The sequence below is a fragment of the Pseudolabrys taiwanensis genome (genome assembly GCF_003367395.1).
GTDB lineage: Bacteria > Pseudomonadota > Alphaproteobacteria > Rhizobiales > Xanthobacteraceae > Pseudolabrys > Pseudolabrys taiwanensis.
Genome location: NZ_CP031417.1, coordinates 306,425 through 332,958, shown reverse-complemented (window position 1 = coordinate 332,958; position 26,534 = coordinate 306,425). Strand labels below are relative to the sequence as shown.

The following is a 26,534-nucleotide window of genomic DNA, read 5'->3' as shown; positions in this document are numbered from 1 at the left end:
ATCGGTCCCTTACGAGTACGGTGCACGCCGAAGGCGGCGCGACGACGGGAGGCAAAAGATGGCCGCCCATCGCCCCGTCAAGGCGCACCGAGATTACGCCTTTCGGTTTCGGTCAGCTTCCCACGCTGGCCCGGTGTCAGTTCGCCGGCACCGATGACCTCAATAGCGCTGCGCGATTCCTGGCCTCGACCTTGCACATCGGTCCGCGTGTCGGGGCGGTGGTTTTCGGGCGTGGAATCGTCACCGCCAAAGCCCAGCACCTCGACGATAATGATGGAGGGCTGCGCCGCGTTGCCGTTCCCCGCCGGCGTCATCGTCTGCTGGGCCGCGCCGGCCGTGTTGGACGCCGCCAAGGCGCCGCTGACGTTCGGCAGTTGCACCACCGGCACGCCCGTCGTCGTGCCCTGGACCTGGATGTTGGCCGCGTTGACGACCTGCAGCGCTGCCAGGTTGACGTTGCCCGAGACGCGGATGCCCGCTTCGCCCGCATCGATCGTGCCGAGCGGCGCAATCAGGTCGATGTTACCGGCCTTGACCTCGGGGATCGGATTGAGCGTCGCGATGCCGGCGCCGCTCGACGGCACGACCGGCGACAGCGTGACATTGCCGTAGATGTCATACGTCCGCTTCGGCGGCGTGTAGAGCACCGTTGTTTTTGAGCCGCGGCCGGCGTTGATGTCGCCTTCCGCCGACCAGATCAGGATGTCGCCGCCGAACGTCGTCATGATGCGCGACAGGCCGAGCAGCACGCTGTCCTTCGAATAGACCTGGATCTCGCCCTGTCCTTGCGTGATCAAGCCTGCGTCGGCGCCCGGGGCCAGCCCCTCGGTGCCGACCACGACCTTACCGCCCGGCGTGAGGAACTGGATGTCGCCACCGAAGTCGGTGTGCACGAATCCGCTGTTGATCGTCGTGCTGTAGGCCGCCTTGGCGCTGAACATCGTGATGTCGCCGGCATAATTACCGGCCGGGAACAGCGCTGCGATGGCTTCACGGCCGCGCAGATAGCTGCCGAAACGCGAACTCGCTTTGTCGTTATACTCGCGGCCGCCGGCCGTGAGCTCGGCGTAATAGACCTGCCGCAGGAACACGCGCTGCTGCGCGCCCGGCAGCGCGTTGAAGTAAGCGAGCGCATCCGCGTCCGCGCCGCTATAGCCGAAGCGATCCTTGAGCCAGGTCACCAGTTCAGTGTCGTAGGTCTTCGCGACCTTGCCCGGCTGATCCGCCAGCGGTCCCGCGCCGGCGCGATTGGCCGGATCGAGATAGAGTTTGGCAAAGCCCGTCCAATCGACCTGCCCGACGCCGGGCGTGCCTTGGCCGACGCCGGCTTGCAGCACGACGCTCGCACCCGGCCGGCTGTCGCCCTGCACCAATGCGCCGATGCTTTCTATGCCGGCGAGCGAGCCTTGATAGATGTTGCCGCCCGCCGTGACTTCGAGCGTGCCGGGGCCGGCGATCTGCAGGCCGACCGCCGTAACGGACGTGGCCCCAACAGAGTAACCCACATTCGTTCCCGCATAGATCACATTGCCGCCCGCGGCGATGGTCGACACGTCGGTCGGCTCACTGTGCAGGATGAGGCCGCCAATATTGAAGATGTCGCCGCCGGCGATGATATCGATCGGCTTTGCCGCACGATAATAATCCGTGCCGACATAGCCTGAACCGAGGAACTGGACGTCGTGATAGACCTCGCCGTAGCGCAAACCGCTGATATCGCCAGTCAGCGCATAGATCTTCGAGCGGACGCCGTTGCCGGCTGCACTCGCATCGCTGGTGGTGTCAGGGCCGAATGCGAACAGCCGGCCGAGAGCGTTTATCCCAGCTTCCGTCGCGCCGAGCTGATCGCGCAGCATATTTCCCTGCGCCCAGAGATTGGACTCCTGCACGGTATCGCTGGAGCCGACCAATGCGTGCCATGCCCATGCGGGTCTGAACGGTGTCGCAATGCTGGCAAGCGAGGTCGATAGCGGGCCAAACGACGCAGTCGTGGAATTGACCTCGATAACCGAACCCTGCGCGAGCAATTGCAGCTCGCCATCCGGCGACGGCATCATCAGCGAGACTCCGTCCAGTGCCGGGTTCAGGAAAATGTCACCGCTTGCGGCTGTGACCCGCAACACCGACGGCAAAATGCCGACCGACTGGTTTGGCGACAGCGGCGACGCATCACCGCCGGCGGCGGTCAGATCGATTACGGTGCGACCGGTCCACAGCGTGAACCACGTCGAGCTCTTCACGCCATTCGCCCCGCCGGCGGTGTCCTGACCGAGAGTGACACGGCCAGGATCGTCGATACTTCCCATTGCCAGATCGCCGCGCGCGCGTACGGCGATCGCACCATCGCCCGGTGCGAAAGAGCCCCCCGCAAAAGCCGCGACTCCGAAATTCTTGAAGGGGTCGAGCGGCCGTGGATCGAACTGCCCGTTATATCCATAGTTTTTGCTGACGAGACTGCCAAAATCGCCGGCCGCGACTTGTGTGTCGCCACGCAGATTGACGAACTGGTTGCCCCCGGTACCAACATTGCCACCGGCGACGACCGACAGCGTGCCACCGCCGGTCTGGATCAATTGGCCGTCGGCCGTGACCCGGCCGCTGCCGCCAATAGCAACGACGACGCCCTGCCCGGCGTTACCGATATCGCCGCCGGCTTGCAGCGTGACGTTGCCGCCGCCAAGCGCGCCCATGCCGGAGAAGGCAGCAAGACCGATCTGCGGCCCCCCTCCGATATCGGTCCCGACATAGCTGCCGAAATTGATGCCCCAGGCGGTGGCTTGCCCGTTACCACCCTGACGCCATAGCCAGTTGCCAACCACCGTGGAGTCGCTTTGCGACGTATTCACCATCTTCTGCTTGCCGCCGATATCGCCTTGCGCCACCAGCAGGAAGTCGCCGCCATTTTCGGTGTAGTACATCCGCGGCCGATAATTGCCCCCCGCGTCTTTCAACGTCGCCTCATAGTCGGCATTTTGCGGATGGTCGGTGCTGCCAAGCACAGTGCCGTCCGGCGCGAGCGCGCGGCCGGTGTTATAGGCACTATCCACGGCGATTGCCGTGCCTGCCGTATAGACACCATAGGGCGAATCCTGCCGGTAGCTACCGCCGGCGAGAATTTCCAGATTACCGGTGCCGGTGCGCACCACGCTGACCCCGGCGCTCGATGTCCCCGTGCCGAGCAGATTGACGGTGAAAGGATCGTTCAACACAACATTGCCGGTGCCGCTCGCAAGCTTGGTTGTCGCTTGCAACGCGCGGCTGTCGGCACCGGTGAGATCGGCGCCCCCGACCAGCCGCATCGACCAGGACTGCGCGCCCGGCGTCTGCATCGCCGAGGTTGCCCAGACCTTGCGATCGCCAGGTCCGGTCAGAGTTATATCCGTGAGCGAAAAATTGAATGGCAGCACGGTGCCGGGTGGGAGCGATATTGCCTTTTCGACCGGGTTACCGCCGATCATGTAAAGATCGGTATTGGCCGGCCAAGCGGTTAGAGATGTATAGATTCCACCCCAGCCGCCGATCGAGGAATTGATGCCCCTGCCGAGCACACTGCCGGCCGGAATGATCGTCCCCCAATCAAGGATGTCGGTCGCCCTATAAAGGATATGCCCATTGGCGTCGCGAATATCGCCGCCAAGCGGATCACCAAACCCGCCATACATCAGATCCTGCGCTAGCGGGATATCGATCGGAATTGGATGATCGGGCGTGGGATCGATCAGAATGAGGAAGCCAGGCCCCAACGGAATGTCGAATCCAACCGTCACCGCCGGATCCCAGTCGTTGAAGATGCCCGTCAACCAGCCCGCCCCCAACGTCACGCCACCCGTCGTGACCGTGTAATCTGCCCCCAGCGTGCCGGAGAATAACGTGGTCAAAGCATCGGGCGAGACCGGCGGTGGCGCGAAGCCGTCATTGATGCTGCCCTTCACCGTCAGCGTGCCGCCGGCGCGGAAGTTGATCACGCCGACTTCGCCGAGACCCGTGTGGTTTTGTGTGTCGGCGCCAAGGCCGTAGCGATAATTAGAAAAATCGAGATCGCCTTTGACCGTCAGATTGCCGTTCGGCGTTGCGCTCGCGATCGTAACGCCAGGACGGAGATGGAAGGTCGAGCCAGCGATGTTCTTCAAGCCGGCAAGCCGAGCTTGGAGGTTCGTATTGCCGAGCGCGGCGTTGTAAAAGACGGTCGAGTCCTCATCGACCAGATCGAGCCAAGCTTGATCGATGATCTGCCCATTGGCATCGTCGGGATCGGCCGGCGCATTCGTGTAGGTGGCGAAGCCGTTGACCGCGACCGAGGCGGCGCCGCGGATGTTCAGCGGACCGGCTGCTGAGATCGCGATATCATCGCCGGTCGCATTGTCCGGCGCGCCGGCACCGGTCGCACTGCTCCCCGAGCCGAGCCGCGGCGCGTTGATCTCGAGCTTGCCGCGCGCAATGCCATCCGCCGATCGCATGTCGATGCTCGCGCCGGGTGCAAGATTTACCCAACCCTGCGAGCTCGTGAGGTCCACATGCGCCGTGTTATTCGCCTCGATCGGCGCGCCGTAGCTGTCGGTCTGCAGCACGGTGCTGTGGGTATCGAGGTTCGCCGTTGAAGCCAGCGTGAGATCGTCTCGCGCCGCGAGACGGATGCTGCCGGGCTTCGCGCCCGATGCATCGATGGTGCCGTTCACGGTCAAGCTGCCGTTATCGACCGAGATCGACACCGTATGCGCGCGCACGCCCGCGCCCACCACAAGATCGCCCTGCTTGAGCACGAAGGCGCGACCGCCAAAGAAACCCGCCTGATTGAGCATCGCGTTCAGCGCGGTGAAATCTCCCAGGCTCGCGGCGCGCAGGCCGATCCGGCCGCTCTGCGCATCATCGGCCGTGCTGCCGCGCAGAGTCCCGTCCAGCGCGATCACGCCGTCATCAGCGACCGCGGCGATCGACCCGGCCTGGTTATAGGTCGCCGACACGTCGATCAGCGATCCGGCCGCCTGCGTGATGTTGCCATTAGCGCTCTGCAGCATCAGGTCGCCGCCCCAGCCGAATTTGGTGATGTCGTAGAATGTGATGGCGCGGCCGGCGAGATCGACCCGGGCGTTGCCACCGAGCACGATATCGTTGGTCGCGGTCAGCGTCAGCTTGCCGCTCGGTAGCGCGAAGGCCGTATCGACGAACACGCTGTCGCCCTTGAACGATAAGGTACCGCCTTGATCGGCAACGACGGACGTTTCGCTTGGCACGCTGCCGGCCGGCGTGACGACGCGGATGGCGCCGCCGGCGGTGTAATCGATGGTGGCCCCGGCCTCCGCGGTGATCAAGGGCGACGACAGCGTGAGATTGCCGCCGATCAGCTTGCCCGATGGGTCTTTGCTGAGACCGACCGACAACGTGCCATCGCTGTTGCCTGTGATGCGGTCGGTCGCATTGATCGCGACATTGGCGAAGCCGACCGCGATCCGGTCCAGCGTGACGCCATCGCTCTGACGGCTGTATTTGTCATAGCCGAACGTAACATCCTGCGCCTGCAATACGAGATTGCCCGCACCTGTCCCCGCGCCATTGGGAGTGATAGGTGCCGGCGGTTGGACGCCATAATGTGGCGTGCCGGCGCCCGTGTTATCGAAATAGCCGGTGCGGATGCCATTCCAGAACAGCCGATCCGCGATGACCATCGCGGTGTCGCTCGCGCTCCCAAGGCCATAAATGGCCGGCGTGTTGAGCACGAATTCGACATCGCTCGTCGACTGGCTTCGCGCATCGAGGGTCACACTGCCGAACAGATTGATGGAACCGCCGACGGTGAGCGTGAGCTGCTCGAGCGCTGGCACGCCCGCGGTGGATGACGGCCGTAGCAACCGGTCCAAAGCGGCTTGGTTCAACGTCCAACCGTTTGGCAACACGCCTGCCGCCTGCGCCGCGGCGAGCGCCGCCGGGTCGCCGGCATTGATCGTATTCAGCGTAACGGAAAGATAGCGGGCGCCGAAATTGACGTCGCCCATGCTGAGCGATCCTGGCGCCCCGATCACGATGCCGCCATCGGTGAGCAGCGATGCACCAGTAGCGATCATTATGCTCCCGGTGCCGGTAGACGGCAGGAAGTTGAGCCGACCGTTGGCGACTGCAAGGAAGTTTGCGCCGCGGAAAACATAGCCGAGGCTCGAATCGAGCCCGGCCCTGCTCTGGCCGCGCGTGTCGATCGCCGCTCCGCCGGCAACACTGATCGATGAGCCGATCAGGAACACCTGCCTCGCTTGCAGGTAGGCGCCATCGAGAACGTTGACCACCGAGTCGCCGCCCGTCAGCGAGACCCCGCTGATCTCAACCCCGCCCGAAGTCGTACCTGGCGCGACATAAAGAGGCCCGCCGCCGACGAACAGGGACGCGGCGTGGAACGCGTTGAGATCGTCGGTCGAAATCGAACTGTGACCGATGATGGGCGCAACGCCCGGCGCGGTTATATCGATGATGTGGCTTGGTGCTGACGACGTAATCAGCAGGCTACCGGCAATACCGTCATTGGCGGGATCGAAATTCGCGGTACCGTCGAAGGACAACGATGGCGCCCCGGTGGACGCCCCGATGTTGAACTGCAGGATTTTGCCATCATCGGGCAGCCGTGGGCGGACGTTGCCGAACAACGCGGCTTTGCTGCGCGCGAAGTCGGCGTAGCTGGTCTCGTTATATTGCGAATAACTGCGTGTCACCTGCCCTGCCGACAGGATGAGCTCGGTGGGCAGCGCGTCGCGAATGCCTGTATTGGCGACGCCCAGGATGCCGGACGCAACATAGCTGCCATTCGCCATCGCGAACGGAGACATCGCGCGGTTGGTGCTGCCACCCAGTTCGACGCGGAACGCGCCCGGCAGCAGGGCGTAGCTCGACGGCAGCAACGTGTAGTTGCCGGCCGGCAGCCCCGGCACGCCGGCCGGGATCGTGATCTGACGGCCGATATTTGGATCGCCGGCGCCATTAGTGGCGATCGCCGGTCCGTAGGCCGACGCATAACCCGGCATGATCGCGTAGACTTTATTGCCAGCCGAACTGAATGTGTTGACCGGGTTGGCGTTGATGAGCGGCGTCTTGAGGGTGTCGACCGAACCGCCGCGGCCGGACACGAAGCCAGCGCCCGTCAATGAACCGCCACCGGACAGATCGAGGACGGCGCCTTTCTCCCCGATGACCGTGCCTGCAGTCACGGAAATGCCGGTGGTGATGACCGCACCGTTGGCAGTACTCACCAATGCCGATCCGAGATCGACCAAGGTGCCGTCGGCGCCTTGATAGCTGGTGCCATCGGCGGTGCCGCCGAACGGCATGATCAGCCCATTAGCTGTCGCGGAGGTGACGCTGCCGGCACGGAAGATTACCGTTGTTACGTCGGGCTTCTCGGTAAATTTGTCTGGAAGACCATTGAAAATAATTCTGCCCAGCGGCGCGCGCACGACACCGCCTTGGTCGATCGTGGCCGCGATCAAGGACAGATTGCCGAACACCGATGCCGGTTGCTGCGGTATGTCGCCGCTGCTGCGGCGAATTGTGATCGTCTTCTGCCGCGCCGGATCGAAGGTCTCATTTCCCCGGCTTCCAATCAGTCCCGCATAGATCGCCACCGAGGCGCCGCTGAGCGGATAGATCTGCGCCGCCGTCAGGGTCAGATCACCGCTGGTCTTCAGCCAGCCTCCGGGTTGCTGCGTGCTATCGGTCGAGAGACGGCCGTTGCCGAAGCGGATATCACCGCGGCTCATGAGATTGACCTGCGCGAAGCCGCCAGCATCGACGAACGCGCCTCCGCCCAGCGTATTATCGGTGTCGGATACCCAGCGCACATAGCCGCTGCCTTGCTGGCCGGATGCGCCGAAGCGAACACCACCGGTGATATCGAGCAGATCGGCCGCGACGGACAAGGTGCTGCTATTTAGCTTCGCGCTCGGGAGCACACTGGTCAATCCGGGATTATAATGTGTCGCGCCCACTTTATCTTCGGTGAAGCCGTCAATCCTCACATAGGGGGCGGCAAGCGCGACACTGATGTTGGGCGTTGCGTCTGAAACGCTGAAGATGCCACCGCCGAATGCGATACTGCGGGCGAGCGCCAGATTGACGTCCCCTTTAAACACGAACAGGTCGGAGGTGCGCAGCGCCAGCGATGCAAAGCCGCCTTGTGCGATTTGCTCGGCACTGATGGCGGCATTGCCGAACAGCAGACCACTATCCGCCTGTCCCGCCTGAGCACTGCCGGAAAGCCCGCTGGCCTCGCGCTGCTGGGTAACGGTGATGTCCCGCAGTTTGCGCAGCACCTCCGGCACCGTGCCAATGCCATCCGGAACCTGCGCGTTGGGTGTTGTCGGCGAATAGACACGGCTCACCAGGTTCATGCTCAGCGTGCCACCCGAGGCCCCGGCGCCGCCGGCGGCGGCGCGCATCGTGCCGTCGATATAGATGCCGCTGTTGGAATTGAGCGCGATCGAGCCGCCGTCGCTGGCGACGACGGTCGGCGTCGCGCCATTGCCGTCGAGGATGTCGATCGTCGCTGCGGTGCCCGAGGCATCGAGCAGCGCGCCGGGGCGGATGACGACGAAGGCGTCGCTGGCCGTGCCGTTGGCGCCGCCGAGCGCGATCGAGCCGCCATCGGCCACCATGCCTGAGACGCGGCCGCGCAAATCGGTGACGGTCGCGGCATAGCCGGACACGTCGAGCACGGCGTCGTCGCCGATCCAGATCGAGCGCGTCAGCGAGAAGGCGCCGTTGCCGCCGAGCTGGCGCCACTGACCTCGAAACAGTTGCGCGCCGGCAACGAGGATGTTGCCGCCCTTGGCCGTGATCGTGCCGTCGATCGTGGTCTGGCCGTAGGCGTAGATGTTGACGGCGTGGCCCGGATCGACCGCGATCGACGCGCCCTGGCCGAGCGTGAAGTCGCCGTTGCTTGCCACCAGAGTCAGGTCCGCGCCGGCGCGCGGCGTGACCGTGGCGGCAATCGGGTTACCGAGGAAGGCCGGCGGCAGCCAGAGATCCGCCGCGATGCGGCTGCCGGTCGGCAGCGACGCCAAGCCATCGTCGGCGCGATAGACCGGCACGGTCGGTGCGACCGCCGTGCCGTCGCCGATGGCGACGCCGCCGATGCCAGTGATGTCGTAGGCCGTGAAGCCCGACGCGAACAACGCCGTGTCGAGGTGCAGATCGCCGGATTGCGCGCCGCCGCCGATCACGATCTTCTGACCCGCGTTCAAGGTCAGCGTGCCGCCGCCATTGAAGCCGTAGGATTGCACGCGGCCGTCAAGTATGAGTTTGGCGTCGCGCGGCGTCGTGTAGAAGCCGCCGTCGGGCAGGTTCTCGAAGTCGTTGGCGATCAGGCTGACATCGCCGCCTTTACCGCCCTTGATCTTGCCGCTCGTCAGCATGGCGCCGCCCGACGACACATCGAGCAGCGTGCCGGATGCGACGGTGATGCCGCCGGTGGTCGCCACTTTCAGCCTGCCGCCGTTGACGAAGGCCAGGCCCGATTGATCGGACGGATCCTGCGCGGCATTGGTCCACAGACCGGTGAGATCAACGGTCGCGCCATTGCCGATCGAGACCTGCGCATGGCCGGCGCCATCGGTCAGCGCCCAATACTGCACGGGCAGGTTGACGGCCAGTTGCGCGCTCATGATGTTGCCGAGCGTGACGCGGCCGCCATGCGCCGTGATATCGGCGTTGATGCCGACGTCGGGCGCCGTGAAGGTCACCACCGCGCCGGGCGCCAAGGTCAAGGGCGCGTTGACCGCGATGGCGTCGTCGCTGGCGACGTTCAGGCCGCCGAGCTGCGCTTTGTTGACGATGCCCGCATCGAACAGCACCGTGCCGGTGCGCCCGGCCGGCACCGCGTCGGCCGCGTTCATGCCGGCGGTGATCCTGACGACGTCGTCGAACGTAACCTTGGCGGCGGTGCCGTTGATCAAGCCGCGCGCATCGTAACGGCCGATCGCCAATGTGCCGGCAAGTGGCGCGGCGTTCTGCGGCAGCTTGTAGCCGTCGCCGACGCCGTCCGGCCGCGCGCTGAGCTGCCGGCCGCCTTTGACCACGGCGGCCAGGATATCGCCTTCGAAGATCGCGGTCGGCGTCGACAGAACGAGACTGCCGGCGTCGCGGCCGACCGTATAAGCGTCCTCCCAGCGCGTGCTGACCGCGCCTTTGTTGAAGACGCTGGTCCAGGTCTCGCTGACGTTCCACCGCGCGCTGCCGCGCGTCCAACCGCCGGCAATGCCGGTGAACAGCATGTTCGCCGAGGCATCGCCGACGTTGTAGCTGCGTCCGTCGGCGCCGCGGAAGTTCGAGGTACGGATGTAGCCGCCCTGATACGCGACCGATCCGCCGGAGATGTCGAACACTGAACCCTGCTGCGCGATCACCTCCGGCGCCGCCAAGGTGATGGTGCCGCCGAGCGCCGACCATTCGCCGATCGTGTGTGCGGTGTTGTTCACGTAGCCCGACACTTCGAGCAGGCCGCCGGGCGTGTAGTAACGGTCCGAGGCGTAGCCGCCGGTGCCGGCCGGCACCAGGATGAGATCGCGCAGGTCGATCCAGACATTGGCGTTCAGCAGATTGCCGCTGTCGCGGTTGACCGGCGAGTCGCGCAGCTCGTTGCCCTGCACGTTCACCTGGATGTTGTTGGCGGCCATGGCGACCGCCACGTCGCGCACGCCGGACACGTCGATGGTGGCGCCGCTCTCGGTGAAGACGCGCCGGCCGGCGCTGACCGCCACCTGGCCGCCTTGCGCTTGCGTCAGCGAGCCGCCCTTGAACACCACATCGCCGCCGCTGACGATCTCAATGCGCGACTGATCCTGCCGGTCGGCGAGCAGCGAGAGATTGTCGAAGGCGCCGGTGGCGCTGCCGGCGCGCGCCAGATTGGCGGCGGCCGAGGCGGCGATCAGCGCGTCGCGCTGCGTGTTGAGCGCGGTGTCGGTGCTGTCGAGCTCGGGCAGGATGTCGGTGAGGCTCGACGCGCCCAAGGTGATGCTGCCTTGCGCATCCGATGCCGCGTTCAAGAGATGGATGGTGCCGCGCGTATTGACCGAGGTGGTCGACAGCAGCACGCCATCCTGCATCAAGGTGCGTCCGGCGAGCGTGATGTCGCCCTGCTGCGCGAAGATCAGACCGGTGTTGGTGACATTGCCGCTGGCGCTGCCGGCGCCGATCACCGGCGCGATCTCGCTGCCGCGCGTCGTCGAGGTGACGTTGGCCGTGGTGCCGAAGCCCGGCCGCAGGATGAAGTCGTCGCCGGCGGCCAGGATCGCCTGCCCCTTCGGCGTCGCGATCGCGCCGGCATTGTCGACCTGCGTGCCGAGCAAGGCGACAAAACCGCCGCCCGCAGTGACGGAGGCCGGCGCCGCCGTCGATATCTGCGCGCCCGCCTCGACCGTGATCTTGCCGGTGGCGCCGGTGAAGCTCGGCAGATAGACGCCGCCGGCCTGCGCCGAATAGATGCCGTTGGTGAGGAACTGCGTGTCGGCGATGTCGGCGCTCGAGGCGATCAGCGAACCGACATTCACCTGCGAGGCGCCGCCGAAGATGATGCCGTTGCGGTTGATGACGTAGACCGAACCGTCCGCCTTGATCGTGCCGAGGATGCGGCTCGGCGCCGTCGTGTCGAGCACGCGGTTGAGCGCGACCCAGTTGCGGTTGCCCTGCTGATCGAAACGCAGATCCGTCTCGCTACCGACATTGAAGGTCTGCCAGGTCAGGATGGCCTTCTGCTGGAACTGCCGCACCTCAACCTGCGTGCGGCCATTCGCCTGCGCCTGCGTCGGCAGTTGCGCGCCCTGCCACAAGCTCGATCCCGGCGTCGCGCCCGGCGCGACCTGCAGGCCGCCGACCGTCAGGCCGTTGGGCACGCCGCCGGCCGCCTGCAGCGCCGCGTTCCGCGCCGCCGCCTGCGTCGCCTGCATCGCTTGCACCGCCTGCGTCGCGCGCTTGAGCGCATTGCTCGCCGCCAGGCTCCCGTTCTGCGCCGCTTGCTGCGCGGCTTGTTGCGCCTGCGCCGCAGCGCTCGGCGACCCGCCGCCATATCCGCCCAAAGGTCGCGCAAAGGCCTGAGGCGCCGCCAGCAGCAAAGCGACCGCGCTCACGCTCGCGAGGCAGGCGGTACGGAACAAGCGAACGGAACAGGAAGCCTTGCGATGCTCCTGGCCGTGCCCAGCACCGTCCGCCGCGTTCGAGGTCAGGCGGCAAGGCTCGTGCCGCGAGAACGAAGACTCACAGGCAACGGACGGAGAATTGAACATGACACGACCTTTTCGCACGGCTCTGAACGGACAGGCTGCTCGGCTTGAGCGCGCAGTCCGTCGTCGATGGCGACCTGCCTTCGACGACGGAGCTGCTTTCCTGTTCACCAGACGACCGTGCGACGGCGTGAGCCGCCAAAGATTTCGATGAAGATTTCGTGACAGTCCGGCTCATGCGAGAGAGCCCGCGATCACCCAAGGAGGACGAAGCCGCCGGGCAGCCTCCGCACTTGCAAGCCAAACAGGCTCGCGAGCTTCGGCACGACCTCATCGAGACGGTCGAGCCGGAACGCGGCATTCAGCGGCAGCTGCCCGACGTCGCCGCTCATCAGAATGATCCGTCCGCGCCGATAGCGGTTGATCTCCTCGATCGCTTCCGATAGTGGCGCATTCTCGAACAACAATCGGCCGTCGCGCCAAGCCGACGTCACCCGACCATCATTCGCCGCGGCGACACCAAGTCCCTTCGCTGTATACGCGATCTGCTCACGGCCACGAAGCGTCGTGCTCTCGCCGTTGCATTGGAGCGTCAGCGAACCCTCGAGACAGGTGACATGACCGGCCTCACCATCGAAACTCAGGTCGAATACGGCATGCGTAGCACGAGCAACCGCGGGACCGGCGCTGACCGCCAGCGGCATCGATGCTCCGTCGCGGTTGACGCCCACTGTCGCGGCGATCTGCCCGGCGAGCAATTCGATCCGTCTTTGCTCGTTTCGCGCATGATCCATCACCAAACTCGTTCTGGTATTCAGATCGATGGTGACGTCGTCCGATAAGGCGATCCGGCGCCGCTCCCCGACGCCCGTCCGAACATCCGCGGTGAACTCCGAAAACGAGGGCCACAATCCGAGAGGCGGACGGATTCCGACATATATCGCCGCGCCGGCAGCCGCCGCGGCCGCGCCGCCCAGCAAAGCGCGCCGGCCCAGACGATGTCTCGCCGCGACCGTGTCGACATCGGCTATCTGCGCGCTTCGCCGCATAGCGCGCAAAGCCTGCCATTGCGCATTAGCTTCCGCGAAAGCCGCGCGATGGGCGGCGCTCTGCTCGCGCCACCGCCGCGCGGCGTCGAGGTCCGCCTGCACGACCTCGCCCGAATGCAAATGCACCAACCAACGCCGGGCCTCGGCGCGAAGCTCCGAACTCGCCGTCAGCAGATCGGGATCACTCGTCATCGCCGGCGTCCAGGACACGCCCCACGGACCGGCTCGCTTCCAGGAGCTCGGCCGGCGCCGCAACGCGCCGTCCTTCTTTGTGCTTGCCCAACCGCTTCGTGCAATGATCGAAGGCCTTGTTCATATCGCGTTCGACCGAGCGCACGGACATGCCGAATCGTTTGGCGATCTCCCGATACGATAACTCCTCGTACAGCGCGGCGAGAAAAACGGCGCGGCTTCGCGCTGGCAGTTCGGCGAGCGCCCGCTCGAGCGCGACGAATTCCGATTTGACCGAGAAAGCATGCTCGGGATCGATGGCATCGCTTTCCGAGCGCAGGAAGGCGGCGATTTGGTTGCGGCTGAGCCAGCGAATGTCGGCCCGGCGCCGATCCGCCGAGGCATTCAACGCCATGCGATACAGATACGATTGCGGTTGCTCGACAGCGCCGACAACGCTTGCCTGATCGAGGCGCAGCCAAACCTCGTGCAGCGCCTCCGTCGCGACATCCTCCGAACCGAGCCGGCGCGAGAGCCGGCGCCGCAGATCGTCGTAGCTCGCGATAAGCCATTGCCTCAGCAGCGCCGTGCCACCTTGCACCATTTGCCCCCGACTATCGCGTCGACGCGTCGCGCTGCGTCCGCACCGCGGACCGGCATGTATCGCCTGCGCCTTCGTCGCGTGGCGCCATCACCAAGGTGAGCGGCTGCGGCATGCCGGCCGGCGGCGACTGATCAAAAGCTATCGCGCGCATGGCTTCATCCACGGCCGCGTCGCGGACCGCCTCACCGGTCGTGTCCAGACGTTTGAAGTGCACCACCCTGCCCGATCTACCAACCCAAAGCGTCAAGGCCAACCGGTACCGTCCCGGCACCGTCTCCGCATGTGCGCAGAGCGTTGTTTCAATCTTGCCTTGAACCATCGCAAAATAGACTTTCTCGCGACCCGAGAACGCGGCCCGTGCACCTTCGCGTCCGGCCGCGGCGGTCCCCACCAAGACAGTGTCCGGCCCGAACTCGCGTGCGACGAATCCAGAACCGACCAGCAACGTGTCCAGCGCGTCGCGCGCCTCCATCGAACCCCTCACATCGAACGACTTCGTGTCCGTGGCGGCATGACGCGCATCCAGAAGCACATCGACGCCGGTCGCCGCACTGAATTTCAGCAGGGCTCGGGCCACCGGCTGCGGTGGAATGTCAAACACGATCGTTTGCCGCATCAACGACGATGGCGCGACCTCGGCCCCCGCCGCGCTCACAGCGCCCACGGATAAAAAGGCACCCAAAACGAACGAAGCCCATCGCCAAGCGATGCCGATCGACACCCGCGAACGGCACGTTGCCCGCGTCGCAGACTCAATGCACCGGCGTGAGCGTCGAAAGAGGCTCGCTCCGCTCAAATCCATAAACGCCATCTCGATACAATTGCGCGCGGCGGCCGCAAATTTCCCTTTTGTTCTTCGTACTTTATCCAGCGCGCATGGCACTTTGACGACAGTGGGCGGCGTCGTACCGGCCCCTGCGCAGCCGGAGCTTCGCCGACATTGGGCAAGGCAAAATAGCACGCGCCCTATCCTTTTGGCGTCTTCGTGCGTTGGTGACCCGACAGCACGGAGACGCTCATGGTCGAGGTCCGCAAGGGCATGCCGCCGGTCAAGCTCGACGAGGCGGAGTTCAAGAAAAGATATCTGTCACGCTTCTACGATCCCGCCTTCGAACCGCTCACCGTCGAGCTGGAGAAAGTCGCCAACGCCGCCTGGGACGCCTACAGCCACAACCGCAAGGCGCCGCGAACCGTCAAGGCCGGCCCCGGCTTTGCCGATCCCGATTACGACATGTCGATCGAGTGGCTGGACGCCCAGGCGGCGATCAAGGATGCGCAACGACGCTTTGAAGATGCGACCGGACCCTCCCGCATCCTGCTGATCAACGGATCGACACGCAGCGAGCATACCTGCCCCGGCGAAATGTCGAAGAGCTGGCGGCTGCTGGAAACGGCCGACGAGATCATCCGCGACGAGCCGGGCTTTGAATGCGACATCCTCAATCTCTCGGTGCTCGCTTCCGAGTTCAACCGCGTCATCTACCCATGCAAGTCGTGCGTCTCGACGGCAATGCCGCTCTGTCACTGGCCGTGCTCCTGCTATCCGAACCACGGCTTACAGCAGAACAATGACTGGATGAACGAGATCTATCCGAGGTGGGTCGCCGCGCATGGCGTCATAATCGTGTCGCCGGTCAACTGGTATCAGGTTTCGTCGGCATTCAAGCTGATGATGGACCGGCTCGTCTGCGCCGACGGCGGCAATCCCGATCCTACATCGACTCACGGTAAGAACGCGCAGGAAGCAAAGCAGCTTGAGCTCGCGGGCTGGTCCTATCCACGCCATCTCGCCGGACGCACCTTCGGCGTGTTCGTCCACGGCGACGCGGCCGGCGCCGACACGCTCAGGCGCATCCTCGGCGACTGGCTGGAAGACATCGGCCTCGTTGCGGCCGGACACCTTTCGAACGTCGACCGCTACATCGGCTATCTCAGACCTTACGCCACCAGCCACGAGGATCTCGATAAGGAGACAGCGACGCAGGAGGACGTGCGCAACGTGGCGCGCGCGGTCGTTCAGGCGGTGAAGCAATTGCGGAATGGCGAGTTGAAGCCGCCGGACCGGCGCCTCAAGGATCCGCGGCCGAAATGAGTGAGCGCAGCCGGGTGCCCGATTTCAGATTTTCGACAAGGCGCGCGTCACGACTTCGAGCTTTTCGCGTACGGTCGTCGTGTACTCATAAGCGATGAACCATGCCAGCGCACCCCGGATGCCCCAGAGCATGAGCATGGCGATGATGCGGTCCAGCGTCGGCATGGTCGTGCGCCCCGGTGCTGCAACCCGCGATCAGGGATGGATCGCCGGGCCGGAATAGGCGCCCGTCTCGCTCTCGGACTCAGCGTTATCGACCTCGCTCACGCTATACGTCTTGCTGCGCTCGGCGATGCACAGCGCCGTGGCAAGACAGGCCAGGACAAGCTGGATCGCGTATTCGCGCACGATCTCGCCGTTGCCGGACCGCGCCGCCAGACCCGCCGACATGATGCCGATCGCCACGATGATGATCAGCGCGCCTTCCAGCACGTCGGCGTCCGCCGTGCCGCGGATCAGCGCGCGGACGCGATCGACGATGTGCCAGGCGCAGGCGCCCGCCACGACAAGCTTCACCGCGCCGAAGAACGCCGCGACCTTAAGGAGACCGACCGGATCGAGCCCCAACATGCGGCCGACGATGAACACGTATTCCGACCGCCAGACTTCATCGAGACCGTAGTTCGGCGAAGTTAAAACACGCACCGCGTCGTAACCCCAGACGAGCGTGAAGTAGAGAGCGATCGCGATCACGATGGCCGTGCTGGCGCCCGAAAATTTGCGCATATGTTCCTCCACCTGAGCCGTCTCAACGCGTAAGCGTTTCAACCGCCGATTACAAAAGAAACCAATTCTTTACCTTACTTGTTAGGCGCTTAACCACAACGCGGAGCAAGCCTTAGCGCGTAAAATGCAGAAAACGGGTGGGTTTTCCACATGCGCGTCACTAGTTCAGGGTTAACAAATAACTGCACGCAGCACGGGAACTTGCATGAGCGCCATGCCCAACCATACGGTCGCGCCCACGCGGCCAAGCCTCGTCCTGATCGCCACGTCGCTCGGCGTTTTGCTCGCACAGATCGACACGTCCGTGGTCAATCTCGCGCTCAAAAGCATCGCGATCGATTTGCACGCCGGCGTGAGCGCCATGCAGTGGGTGATCGACGCCTACAATCTGGTCTATGCGAGCCTGTTGCTGACGGGCGGCACACTGGGCGATCTGTACGGCCGCCGGCGCATCTTTGTGACTGGCATCGCGCTGTTCGCGATGGGAACTCTCATCTGCGCTTTGGCGCCGTCAGCGACGGTCCTCATTCTCGGCCGCATCGTCAGCGGCCTGGGGGCGGCTTTCGCCCTGCCGATGTCACTGGTGCTGCTGACGATCGCCTATCCCGGCAGGGAAGAACGCGCCCACGCCCTCGGCATCTGGGCCAGTTGCAACGGACTTGCTTTTATCATCGGCCCGACGCTCGGCGGCTGGCTCGTGGACAGCATCGGCTGGCGCAGCATATTCTATCTGGCGCTGCCGATCTGCATGGTCGCCGTGGCGCTCACCTATCACGCGGTAAAGGAGAGCGCCGATCCGCGCGAACGCCACCTCGACATCCCGGGTCAGTTGCTGGCGATCGCCGGCCTTGGTGGTTTGGCCTTCGCCGCCATTGAGGGCGGCCATTGGCATTGGACGTCACCGCTCATCCTGGCGATTGGGGCAACTGCCCTCATCGCACTGACGCTCCTGGTGTGGGTCGAGGCGCGCACCGAGGGTCCATTGCTGCCGCTCGAGTTTCTGCGTGATCCGGTGTTCGCGGCTGCGCTTGCGATCGCCGGCCTAATGACGTTCGGCATGTATGCATTGCTGTTCCTGATGCCGCTTTACTTCCAGACCGTGCGCGGCGCGACGCCGTTCGAGGCCGGTCTCGCCCTGTTGCCGATGTCCCTGAGCTTCGTGATCGTATCGCAACTGGTCGGCTACCTGACCAATGCCTTTGGCCCGCGCGTCGTCATGACGACCGGCATGGCCTGCATGGCCGCCGGCGCGCTTGTCCTCGGCGAGATTGGGCCGGCGACGAGCATGATGGTCATCGGCATCGCGCTGTTCGTCGTGGGGGTCGGTCTCGGACTCAATACCGCCCCTGTCAATGGCGTCGCTGTCGCCGCCGTGCCGGCGGTTCGCGCCGGCACGGCCTCGGGCCTCCTCAACACCGCGCGCATGATCGGTGCAACGTTCGGCGTCGCCATCTTGGGAGCGATCTTCGCGGCCTACGCCGGACAGGAGGCAGCCTCCGGCGCCGGCTTTCTGCCCGGCCTGCGAGCGGCTCTTACCGTCGGCGGCATAGGTGAGATGCTCGGCGCCGCGCTTGCCTTCGCCTGCATCCGGCGCCATTCGCTCGAGGCGAGAGGCGCGTGATGCCTACCCGCCGCGGCCTTCGCGAAACACCTGCGGCGTCACGCCGGTCTGCTTGCGGAAGAAGCGCGTGAAGTGCGACGGGTCGGAGAAAGCAAGATCATAGGCGATCTCGTGAATCGCCTGGCCCGTGAACACGAGCTGACGCTTCGCTTCGGTGAGCACGCGTTGCCGGATGAGATGGCCCGCGGTGACGCCTGTTGCGCGCTTGACATGATCGTTGAGACGATCCGGCGTCATCGCCAGCTTCGCGGCGTAAAAACTGATGAGCCGCTCCTTGCGGAAATGCTGCTCGATCAGACCGCGCAACGCCTCGACCTGCGCATCGGCGCGCGTCAGCGTCACGGCGCCGGTGCGCGCGCGGCTCGCGGCCAGCCGCACGACTTCGATCGCGATGAGGGCGAGCAGCGCGCGCATCGCCAGCCGATAGCCTTCGCGCGCCACGGCGCCTTCCTCGTGCAAGTCCGCGCACAGCGCCGACAACCGCCTGGCCTCCGCGGCGTTGTAGAGCGGCACCAGGGGATCGGCCGCGACCGCCTTGAGCCGCTTCAAGGCTTCTCCGGACGATTGTTCGCCCAGGACATCGGCGACGTCGTCGGTGAATGTCACCACCCAGCCGTCGGTCTCCTGCGGCGTGAAACGGAAGCCGTGCGCGGCGGTGGCCGGCACGAGGATGGCGGTCGGCGCGGCGAACTGCACGGTGGCGGTCTCGAAGATCATCTCGCCGCCGCCCTTCTCGATCACCAGGATCTGCGACAGGTTGCGATGGCGATGCGCACGAATCGTCCAATCGTGCACCGACGAGCGCGACGCGATGGTTTCGATATGGATGAAATCGAACGCGGCGTCGTCCGGCGGATCGCCGTAAAGATGAAACAGAGGGAGCGCCGTCGCTGTCATGGCGGCAGCATAGGCGACCACGCCGGGGCGGCCAACGAGCCCCGTGGATAACAAAAGGGCCCCGCCGCCAGGCGGAGCCCTCGTTCTCGCTGAAAAATTCAACCGTCGATCACGGCCGCATTAATGGCCGCCTTGCTGACCACCCTGCTGCCCGCCCTGTCCAGGCCGCTGCTGGCCCGGCTGACCCTGCTGCTGCTGCCCAGGCTTCTGACCGCCGCCCTGCTGACCGCCTTGTTGGCCGCCTTGGTTCTGCTGGCCCGACTGCTGCGTGGGTTTATTTTGCTGCATGGCACTTCCTTCCGTGGATTGCGCTCCCCGGCCTTCGCAGCATGTCAACGCGCGGCCTCGCCCCGACGTTCCCGGTTTTGTTGGCGACAAAACATTGGGAACCAGCGCTGCCCGCCCGTGTTCCTTATCCCATGGAAAACGTCCTTCGGACACAAAAGGGGCTAACGACATGGGACGCTATATGCTGCTCTGGCTGCTGGGAGTGCCGCTCCCCCTTCTGCTGCTGATCTGGGTGTTCGGCGGTCTGCACTAGAGCGTCATCGCACCGCCGCACATCGACCGCACGGCGTCATCGAGGCAGCCCGCGCACCGCGCGGGCTGCGACTTGATAACAAGCCCGCAGAGGACGATTGCCGCTCCCCCAAGGCCCTGTTAAGCCTATGACATCATTGGTTGTCAGCCGGGCGACCTGGGAAGGCCTTTAGGGGACGGGATGGAAGTCTTCCTCCAGCAGCTCATCAACGGCATCACGCTCGGCTCGATCTACGGCCTGATCGCTCTCGGCTACACGATGGTGTTCGGCATCATCGGCATGGTCAATTTCGCCCATGGCGATGTGTTCATGGTGTCGGTGTTCATCGCGCTCATCGCGCTCCTGTTCCTGACGACCTGGGTCGGCCTGTCCTCCATCGCGCTGACCTTGTTCCTCGTCCTCATCGTGGCGATGCTGTTCACCGCCCTGGTGAACTGGGCCATCGAGCGCGTGGCTTACCGGCCGTTGCGCGGCTCATTCCGCCTGGCGCCGTTGATCTCGGCGATCGGCATGTCGATCTTCCTGTCCAATTTCGTGCAGGTCACCCAGGGACCGCGCAACAAATCCATCTCACCGCTGGTGCAGGGCGAGTTCGTATTGCTGCGGCAGAACGACTTCAACGTCACGCTGCCCTACAAATATCTCATCATCTGGGCGGTGACCGCCGTGCTGCTCGGATGCTTCTGGTACATCGTCGCCAAGACCTCGCTCGGCCGGGCCCAACGCGCCTGCGAGCAGGACCAGCGCATGGCCGCGCTTGTCGGCGTCGATGTCGACCGCACCATATCGACCACTTTCGTCATCGCGGCGGCACTCGCCGCCATCGCCGGCACCTTGTACCTGATGAACTACGGCGTCGTGAGCTTCGCCGACGGTTTCACGCCTGGCGTGAAGGCTTTCACCGCCGCCGTGCTCGGCGGCATCGGCTCGTTGCCCGGCGCGGTGATCGGCGGCCTTCTGATCGGATTGATCGAGACCATGTGGTCGAACTACGTTTCGATTGACTACAAGGACGTTGCCGCCTTTTCGGTGCTCGCCATCACGCTGATCTTCCTGCCGCAGGGATTGTTCGGCCGTCCGGATGTCGAAAAAGTCTGACATGGCGACGCACGCGGACGAAACGCGCGTGGATGTCGGCCGCGCCTTGAAGGACGCCGGACTCACCGCCTTGCTGGCGTTCGCGCTGTTCCTGCCCCTGATCGGCTTCCTGACGGTCCAGGACTTCAGCAACAATTTGGTGCTGACGACGCGCTGGCCGCTCTTGTTCTCGATCGTCGCGGTCATCGGTTTCGGGCGTCTTGCTTACGCGCTGTTCGTTGCGCCGCGGCTCGCCGCACGCGCGCGCAGACCTGCCGCCGCGCCGGCCGCTTGGCGCGGCGCCGTCGGCCGGTGGTTCGTCCCGTTCGCCGTCGGCTTCGTGCTGGTCTATCCGCCTTTGGTGATCTTCACCGCCGGTTGGGGCAGCGCGGTGAAATGGCTCGACAATTTCGGCATTCAGATCCTCATCTACATCATGCTCGGCTGGGGGCTGAACATCGTCGTCGGCCTCGCCGGCCTGCTCGATCTCGGCTACGTCGCCTTCTACGCCGTCGGCGCCTACTCCTATGCGCTGTTCGCCAAGGAATTCGGGCTGTCCTTCTGGATCCTGTTGCCGATCGCCGGCGTCCTCGCCTCGTTCTGGGGCGTGCTGCTCGGCTTTCCGGTGCTGCGACTACGGGGCGACTATCTCGCCATCGTGACGCTCGCCTTCGGCGAGATCATCCGCATCGTCCTGATCAATTTCGTCGACCTCACCAACGGCTACGCCGGCATATCGAGCATCCCGCGCCCGACATTCTTCGGCATCCCCTTCAACGCCGATGACGACGGCTTCGCGGCCGTCTTCGGGCTGGAGTTCTCGCCGGTCTACCGCACCATCTTCCTCTATTATCTCATTCTCGCGCTCGCGCTGCTCACCGCCTTCGTCACCGTGCGGCTGCGGCGTCTGCCGGTCGGCCGCGCGTGGGAAGCGCTGCGCGAGGACGAGATCGCCTGCCGCTCGCTCGGCATCAACACCACCAATACCAAGCTCACGGCTTTCGCGCTGGGCGCGATGTTCGCGGGCTTCGCCGGCTCCTTCTTCGCCGCCCGGCAAGGCTTTATCTCGCCCGACTCCTTCACCTTCATGGAGTCGGCCAGCATCGTCGCGATCGTCGTGCTCGGCGGCATGGGCAGCCAGATCGGCGTCGCCATCGCCGCCGTCGCCATGATCGGCGGCACGGAGATCATGCGCGATCTGGATTTTCTCAAGACGATCTTCGGCCCGACCTTCGACCCGACGCAGTACCGCATGCTGCTGTTCGGCTTCGCGATGGCGCTGATCATGATCTGGCGGCCGCGGGGCCTCATCTCGACGCGCGAGCCCTCGGTGTTCCTCAAGCAGCGCAAAGCCATCTCGTCCGATCTCGTCGGTGAGGGTCGCGGCTGATGGCTGAGGCGTCCGACATCCTGCTCAGGATCGAGCATCTACGCATGCGCTTCGGTGGGCTCGTCGCCGTCGACGATCTGTCCTTCGAGGCACGCACCGGCGAGATCACGGCATTGATCGGCCCGAACGGCGCTGGCAAGACGACGGTGTTCAACTGCATCACCGGCTTCTACAAACCCAGCGAAGGCCGGCTCGCGCTCCGCCATGGCGCGCCCACGGTGTGGGATGGCCTCGATACACTGACCGACAGCGGCAAGCGCAGCCTGACGCGCGAGGACGGCGCGCTGTTCCTGCTCGAGCGCATGCCGGACTATCTCGTCACGCAGGAGGCGCGGGTCGCGCGCACCTTCCAGAACATCCGCCTGTTCGCCGGCATGACCGTGCTGGAGAACCTGATGGTCGCCCAGCACAACCGCCTGATGCTCGCCTCGGGCTATACGCTGCTCGGCGTGCTTGGCTTTCCCTCCTTCGCGGCGGCCGAGCGCGCGGCCATCGACAAGGCGAGGGCCTGGCTCGATCGCGTCGGCCTCCTCGCCCGCGCCGACGACCCCGCGGGCGACCTGCCCTACGGCGCGCAACGCCGGCTCGAGATCGCGCGGGCGATGTGCGTCGATCCCGTGCTGCTGTGCCTCGACGAGCCGGCTGCCGGCCTCAATCCGCACGAGAGCGCCGAGCTCAACGAACTGCTGCTGTCGATCCGCGACGAGCACGGTCTGTCGATACTGCTCATCGAACACGACATGTCGGTGGTGATGGAGATTTCCGATCACGTCGTGGTGCTCGATTACGGCATGAAGATCGCCGACGGCGCGCCCGACGAGGTGCGCAACGATCCGAAGGTGATCGCCGCCTATCTCGGCGTCCCCGACAAGGACGTCGCCAAGGTAGAGGCGGAGGTGGGGATATGACCTCGCCGCTCCTCTCCGTGCGCGGCGTGAAGACCTTCTATGGCCGCGTGCAGGCGCTCAAGGGCGTCGATCTCGAGGTCAACGACGGCGAGATCGTCACGCTGATCGGCGCCAACGGCGCCGGCAAGTCGACATTGATGATGACCATCTGCGGCAATCCGCGCGCGCGCGAGGGCGCGATCGTGTTCGATGGCCGCGACATTACGCATCTGCCGACACACGAGATCGCGCGGCTCAAGCTCGCGCAGTCGCCGGAAGGCCGCCGCATCTTCTCGCGCATGACGGTATTCGAGAATTTGCAGATGGGCGCCACCGTCGCCGAGGCAAACGCATTCGAACACGATCTCGAGCGCGTGCTGACGCTGTTTCCGCGGCTCAAGCAGCGCATCGGCCAGCGCGGCGGCACGCTCTCGGGCGGCGAGCAGCAGATGCTGGCGATCGCGCGCGCGCTGATGGCGCGCCCGCGCCTGCTTTTGCTTGACGAGCCCTCGCTCGGACTCGCCCCGCTCGTCGTCCGGCAGATCTTCGATGCCATCAAGATGCTCAACGCCGAGCATGGCCTCACCGTGTTCCTGGTGGAACAGAACGCCTATCATGCGCTCAAGCTCGCGCATCGCGGCTACGTCATGGTCAACGGACAGATAACCTTGTCCGGCAGCGGCACCGAACTGCTCGACCGGCCTGAAATCAAAGCGGCCTATCTGGAGGGCGGACGATAATGGGCGATGTCGCCACCGCATTCTCGTTGCCGGTCCTTCTTTATGAAGAGGATTCGTTTGCGGTCTTCGTGCTGGTGACGCTGATCCTCGGCGGCGCCGCCGGATGGCTGACCGGCCGCGCCATCGCCCTGACATGGCGGCGGCCGTGGCAAATCGTCCTTTACACGCTGCTGCTCGGCCTCGGCATCCGATTCATTCATTACAGCGTGTTCGGTGGCACGCTGCTGTCGGCACATTATTATGCAGTCGATACAGCCATCTGCATGGGATTCTCCTTCCTCGGCTTCCGCACCGCCCGGGTCGCCCAGATGATCACCCAATATGGCTGGATCAACGAGAGCGGCGGCCTGCTGCGCTGGCACCGCAAGCCGTCGTGACGTAGGATCGGCCGAGGGATTTTCTTGCCGGCTTTATGAGAGGGGAAAAGCGATGAAGAGGATCAGCACGCTCGGCCTTGCATTAGGCTTTGCGATCGCGGCAGCCGGGTCGGCCTCCGCCCAGGTCAAGTTCGGCATGCAAGGGCCGATCACGGGTTCGAGCGCCTCGTTCGGCGCTCAGCTCAAGAACGGCGCCGAACAGGCCGTCGCCGACGTCAACGCCGCCGGCGGCATCCTTGGCAAAAAGGTCGAGTTGCAGTTCGGCGACGACGCGGCCGATCCGAAACAGGGTGTCTCGGTCGCCAACAAATTCGCTGCCGACGGCGTCAAGTTCGTGATCGGCGCCTTCAACTCCGGCGTCACGATCCCCTCGTCCGAGGTCTACCAGGAAAACGGCATCCTTGCGATTACGCCGGCGTCCACCAACCCGACCGTGACCGAGCGCAAGATGTGGAACATCTTCCGCGTCTGCGGCCGTGACGATCAGCAGGGCCAGGTGGCCGGCGCCTACATCGTCAAGCATTTCAAGAACAAGAAGATCGCCATCGTCCACGACAAGACGACCTACGGCAAAGGCCTCGCCGACGAGACCAAAAAGACGATCAACAAGAGCGGCATCAAGGAAGTGCTGTATGAAGGCGTCAACACCGGCGAGAAGGACTTCTCGGCGCTGGTGTCCAAGATCAAGCAATCGGGCGCCGACCTCGTCTATTGGGGCGGTCTCTACACCGAAGGCGGCCTCGTCGTGCGCCAGATGCGCGACCAGGGTGTGAAGGCCCCGCTGATGGGCGGCGACGGCATCACGGCCGACGAGTTCGCGTCCGTCGGCGGCCCTGGTGTCGAAGGTACGCTGATGACCTACGGCCCCGACGCGCGCAAAAATCCGGCCGCCGCCAAGGCGGTCGAAGAATTCCGCGCCAAGAAGATCGAGCCGGAGGCCTACACGCTCTACTCTTACGCCGGCGTGCAGGTGATCAAGCAGGCGGCCGAAGCGGCGAACTCGCTCGACCCGAAGAAAGTCGCCGAGAAGATGCACTCCGGCATGGTGTTCAAGACCGTGCTGGGCGATCTTGCCTTCGACAAGAAGGGCGACATCACCAAACTCGACTACGTGATGTATGTCTGGAAGAAGGACCCGAGCGGCAAGATCACCTACGTCGAGTGCCCCGGCTCCGACTGCACGAATGTGAAATAAGCTTCGGCTTAACTGGATACGAAAGCCCGCCAAATGGCGGGCTTTTTTTGCTTTGACGCCAAGGTTCGCCGCAATCTCTCTCCGTCATCCTGAGGTGCGAGCGCGCGTTCGCGCGCGAGCCTCCAAGGATGAACGGCCCCGTCGCCCTTCGAGGATCGCCTTCGGCGAGCACCTCAGGGTGACGGGTCAAATGTCGTGCGCCCGGAGCAAAGCCCTACCCGATCTTCCCCAGCGCGGGGAACATATCGAGCAGCCACACGCTCACATCGGTGATGCTGCCGGTGAGAAAGGCGATGCCGGTGAGGACCAAAAGGCCGCCCATGACCTGCTCGACGCGGCGCAGGTGCTTCTTGAAGCGGGCGAGGAAGCCGGCAAAGGGCTCGATCGCGAAGGCCGCGACGATGAACGGAATACCGAGTCCCAACGAATACACCGCGAGCAGGCTCGCACCCTTGGCGACCGTCTGTTCCGAAGCGGCGACCGCCAAAATCGCGGCCAGGATCGGCCCGATGCATGGCGTCCAGCCGAAAGCAAAAGCGAGCCCGATGACATAGGCGCCCCACAAGCCGACAGGCTTCGTCACCTCCAGCTTCTTTTGCCGGTGCAGCAGGGAAATCGGCGTCAGGCCGAGGAAATGCAGGCCCATGACGATGATGACGACGCCGGCGACAATCGCGAGCGGCCCCGAATAAGCGCGGATCAGCGAGCCGATCACGCTGGCGCTCGCGCCCAAGGCCACGAACACGGTCGAGAAGCCAAGCACGAACAAGGCCGCCGCGAGCACGGTCTCGCGCTTGACGCGCGGCTCCGGCTCCTTGTCCGCGAAGCGCTCCAGCGAGGTGCCGGCCAGGAAGATGAGATAAGGCGGCACCAGCGGCAGAACGCAGGGAGACAGGAAGCTGACCAAGCCCGCCACGAGAGCCGCGAGGTAAGTAACGTCACCGTTCATGCGCCGCTACATGCCCCGGCAACTGTG

At 64.7% G+C, this 26,534-nt stretch carries 17 protein-coding genes and 1 pseudogene; 8 read left to right on the top strand and 10 right to left on the bottom strand.

Features of this window, described 5'->3' with window-relative positions; all coding sequences use genetic code 11:
- Positions 1-77: 77 nt before the first annotated feature.
- The 5 genes and pseudogenes from DW352_RS01525 to DW352_RS01510 all read right to left on the bottom strand — a co-directional run bounded on the left by DW352_RS01525 (position 78) and on the right by DW352_RS01510 (position 14,736).
- Positions 78-12,098, bottom strand: coding sequence for a filamentous haemagglutinin family protein (locus tag DW352_RS01525; protein WP_162826711.1), 12,021 nt, complete (start codon positions 12,096-12,098; stop codon positions 78-80).
- Between the two features lie 347 nt (positions 12,099-12,445).
- Positions 12,446-13,240: a FecR family protein gene (locus DW352_RS01520; RefSeq protein WP_245434280.1), complete on the bottom strand. Its 795-nt coding sequence runs from the start codon at positions 13,238-13,240 to the stop codon at positions 12,446-12,448.
- An 81-nt stretch (positions 13,241-13,321) separates the two neighbouring features.
- Positions 13,322-13,432, bottom strand: a pseudogene (locus DW352_RS27600) (hypothetical protein); the annotation flags it as partial.
- The gene (locus DW352_RS01515) at positions 13,422-14,015 is read right to left on the bottom strand and encodes an RNA polymerase sigma factor (RefSeq protein ID WP_115687867.1); all 594 of its coding nucleotides are present in this window, start codon (positions 14,013-14,015) and stop codon (positions 13,422-13,424) included. The gene DW352_RS01515 and the pseudogene DW352_RS27600, both read right to left, overlap by 11 nt.
- A gap of 10 nt (positions 14,016-14,025) precedes the next feature.
- Entirely contained in the window at positions 14,026-14,736 is a 711-nt protein-coding gene (locus tag DW352_RS01510) for a hypothetical protein (protein WP_115687866.1), read from the bottom strand.
- Positions 14,737-15,033: 297 nt separating this feature from the next.
- Between DW352_RS01510 and DW352_RS01505 the strand changes: the two genes are divergently transcribed.
- Positions 15,034-16,107 carry a flavodoxin family protein gene (locus tag DW352_RS01505; protein ID WP_115687865.1) on the top strand — a complete coding sequence of 358 codons (1,074 nt, stop codon included), beginning with the start codon at positions 15,034-15,036 and terminating at the stop codon, positions 16,105-16,107.
- Between the two features lie 24 nt (positions 16,108-16,131).
- On the opposite strand, the gene DW352_RS26600 is transcribed toward DW352_RS01505, so the two are convergent.
- Together DW352_RS26600 and DW352_RS01500 are read right to left on the bottom strand one after the other, a co-directional pair.
- Positions 16,132-16,272 carry a hypothetical protein gene (locus DW352_RS26600; RefSeq protein WP_162826710.1) on the bottom strand — a complete coding sequence of 47 codons (141 nt, stop codon included), beginning with the start codon at positions 16,270-16,272 and terminating at the stop codon, positions 16,132-16,134.
- 30 nt (positions 16,273-16,302) lie between these two features.
- A complete protein-coding gene (locus DW352_RS01500; protein ID WP_115687864.1) occupies positions 16,303-16,833 on the bottom strand; it encodes a hypothetical protein in 531 nt (176 codons plus the stop codon).
- A 205-nt stretch (positions 16,834-17,038) separates the two neighbouring features.
- Here DW352_RS01500 and DW352_RS01495 point away from each other — a divergent pair, with 205 nt between their 5' ends.
- Positions 17,039-18,454 carry an MFS transporter gene (locus tag DW352_RS01495; protein ID WP_115687863.1) on the top strand — a complete coding sequence of 472 codons (1,416 nt, stop codon included), beginning with the start codon at positions 17,039-17,041 and terminating at the stop codon, positions 18,452-18,454.
- 3 nt (positions 18,455-18,457) lie between these two features.
- On the opposite strand, the gene DW352_RS01490 is transcribed toward DW352_RS01495, so the two are convergent.
- Both DW352_RS01490 and DW352_RS27040 read right to left on the bottom strand, forming a co-directional pair.
- Positions 18,458-19,351 carry a helix-turn-helix domain-containing protein gene (locus DW352_RS01490; RefSeq protein WP_162826709.1) on the bottom strand — a complete coding sequence of 298 codons (894 nt, stop codon included), beginning with the start codon at positions 19,349-19,351 and terminating at the stop codon, positions 18,458-18,460.
- Positions 19,352-19,471: 120 nt separating this feature from the next.
- On the bottom strand, positions 19,472-19,639 hold the full coding sequence (locus DW352_RS27040; RefSeq protein WP_170153512.1) for a hypothetical protein: 168 nt from the start codon (positions 19,637-19,639) through the stop codon (positions 19,472-19,474).
- A gap of 433 nt (positions 19,640-20,072) precedes the next feature.
- Between DW352_RS27040 and DW352_RS01485 the strand changes: the two genes are divergently transcribed.
- The 6 genes from DW352_RS01485 to DW352_RS01460 are packed head-to-tail and all read left to right on the top strand — an operon-like array spanning position 20,073 to position 25,558.
- A complete protein-coding gene (locus DW352_RS01485) occupies positions 20,073-20,990 on the top strand; it encodes a branched-chain amino acid ABC transporter permease (RefSeq protein WP_115687860.1) in 918 nt (305 codons plus the stop codon).
- 1 nt (position 20,991) lies between these two features.
- A complete protein-coding gene (gene livM, locus DW352_RS01480; RefSeq protein WP_115687858.1) occupies positions 20,992-22,359 on the top strand; it encodes a high-affinity branched-chain amino acid ABC transporter permease LivM in 1,368 nt (455 codons plus the stop codon).
- Positions 22,359-23,267: an ABC transporter ATP-binding protein gene (locus tag DW352_RS01475; RefSeq protein ID WP_115687856.1), complete on the top strand. Its 909-nt coding sequence runs from the start codon at positions 22,359-22,361 to the stop codon at positions 23,265-23,267. The genes livM and DW352_RS01475 overlap by 1 nt, the downstream gene beginning before the upstream one ends.
- Positions 23,264-23,986 (top strand): ABC transporter ATP-binding protein, encoded by a 723-nt coding sequence (locus tag DW352_RS01470; protein WP_115687854.1) that lies wholly within the window; start codon positions 23,264-23,266, stop codon positions 23,984-23,986. Before DW352_RS01475 ends, DW352_RS01470 begins: the two co-directional genes overlap by 4 nt.
- Positions 23,986-24,363 (top strand): DUF6867 family protein, encoded by a 378-nt coding sequence (locus tag DW352_RS01465; RefSeq protein ID WP_425374629.1) that lies wholly within the window; start codon positions 23,986-23,988, stop codon positions 24,361-24,363. Before DW352_RS01470 ends, DW352_RS01465 begins: the two co-directional genes overlap by 1 nt.
- Positions 24,364-24,415: 52 nt before the next feature.
- The gene (locus DW352_RS01460; protein WP_115687852.1) at positions 24,416-25,558 is read left to right on the top strand and encodes a branched-chain amino acid ABC transporter substrate-binding protein; all 1,143 of its coding nucleotides are present in this window, start codon (positions 24,416-24,418) and stop codon (positions 25,556-25,558) included.
- Positions 25,559-25,772: 214 nt separating this feature from the next.
- On the opposite strand, the gene DW352_RS01455 is transcribed toward DW352_RS01460, so the two are convergent.
- Positions 25,773-26,507 (bottom strand): cytochrome c biogenesis CcdA family protein, encoded by a 735-nt coding sequence (locus DW352_RS01455; RefSeq protein WP_115687850.1) that lies wholly within the window; start codon positions 26,505-26,507, stop codon positions 25,773-25,775.
- Positions 26,508-26,534: the final 27 nt, after the last annotated feature.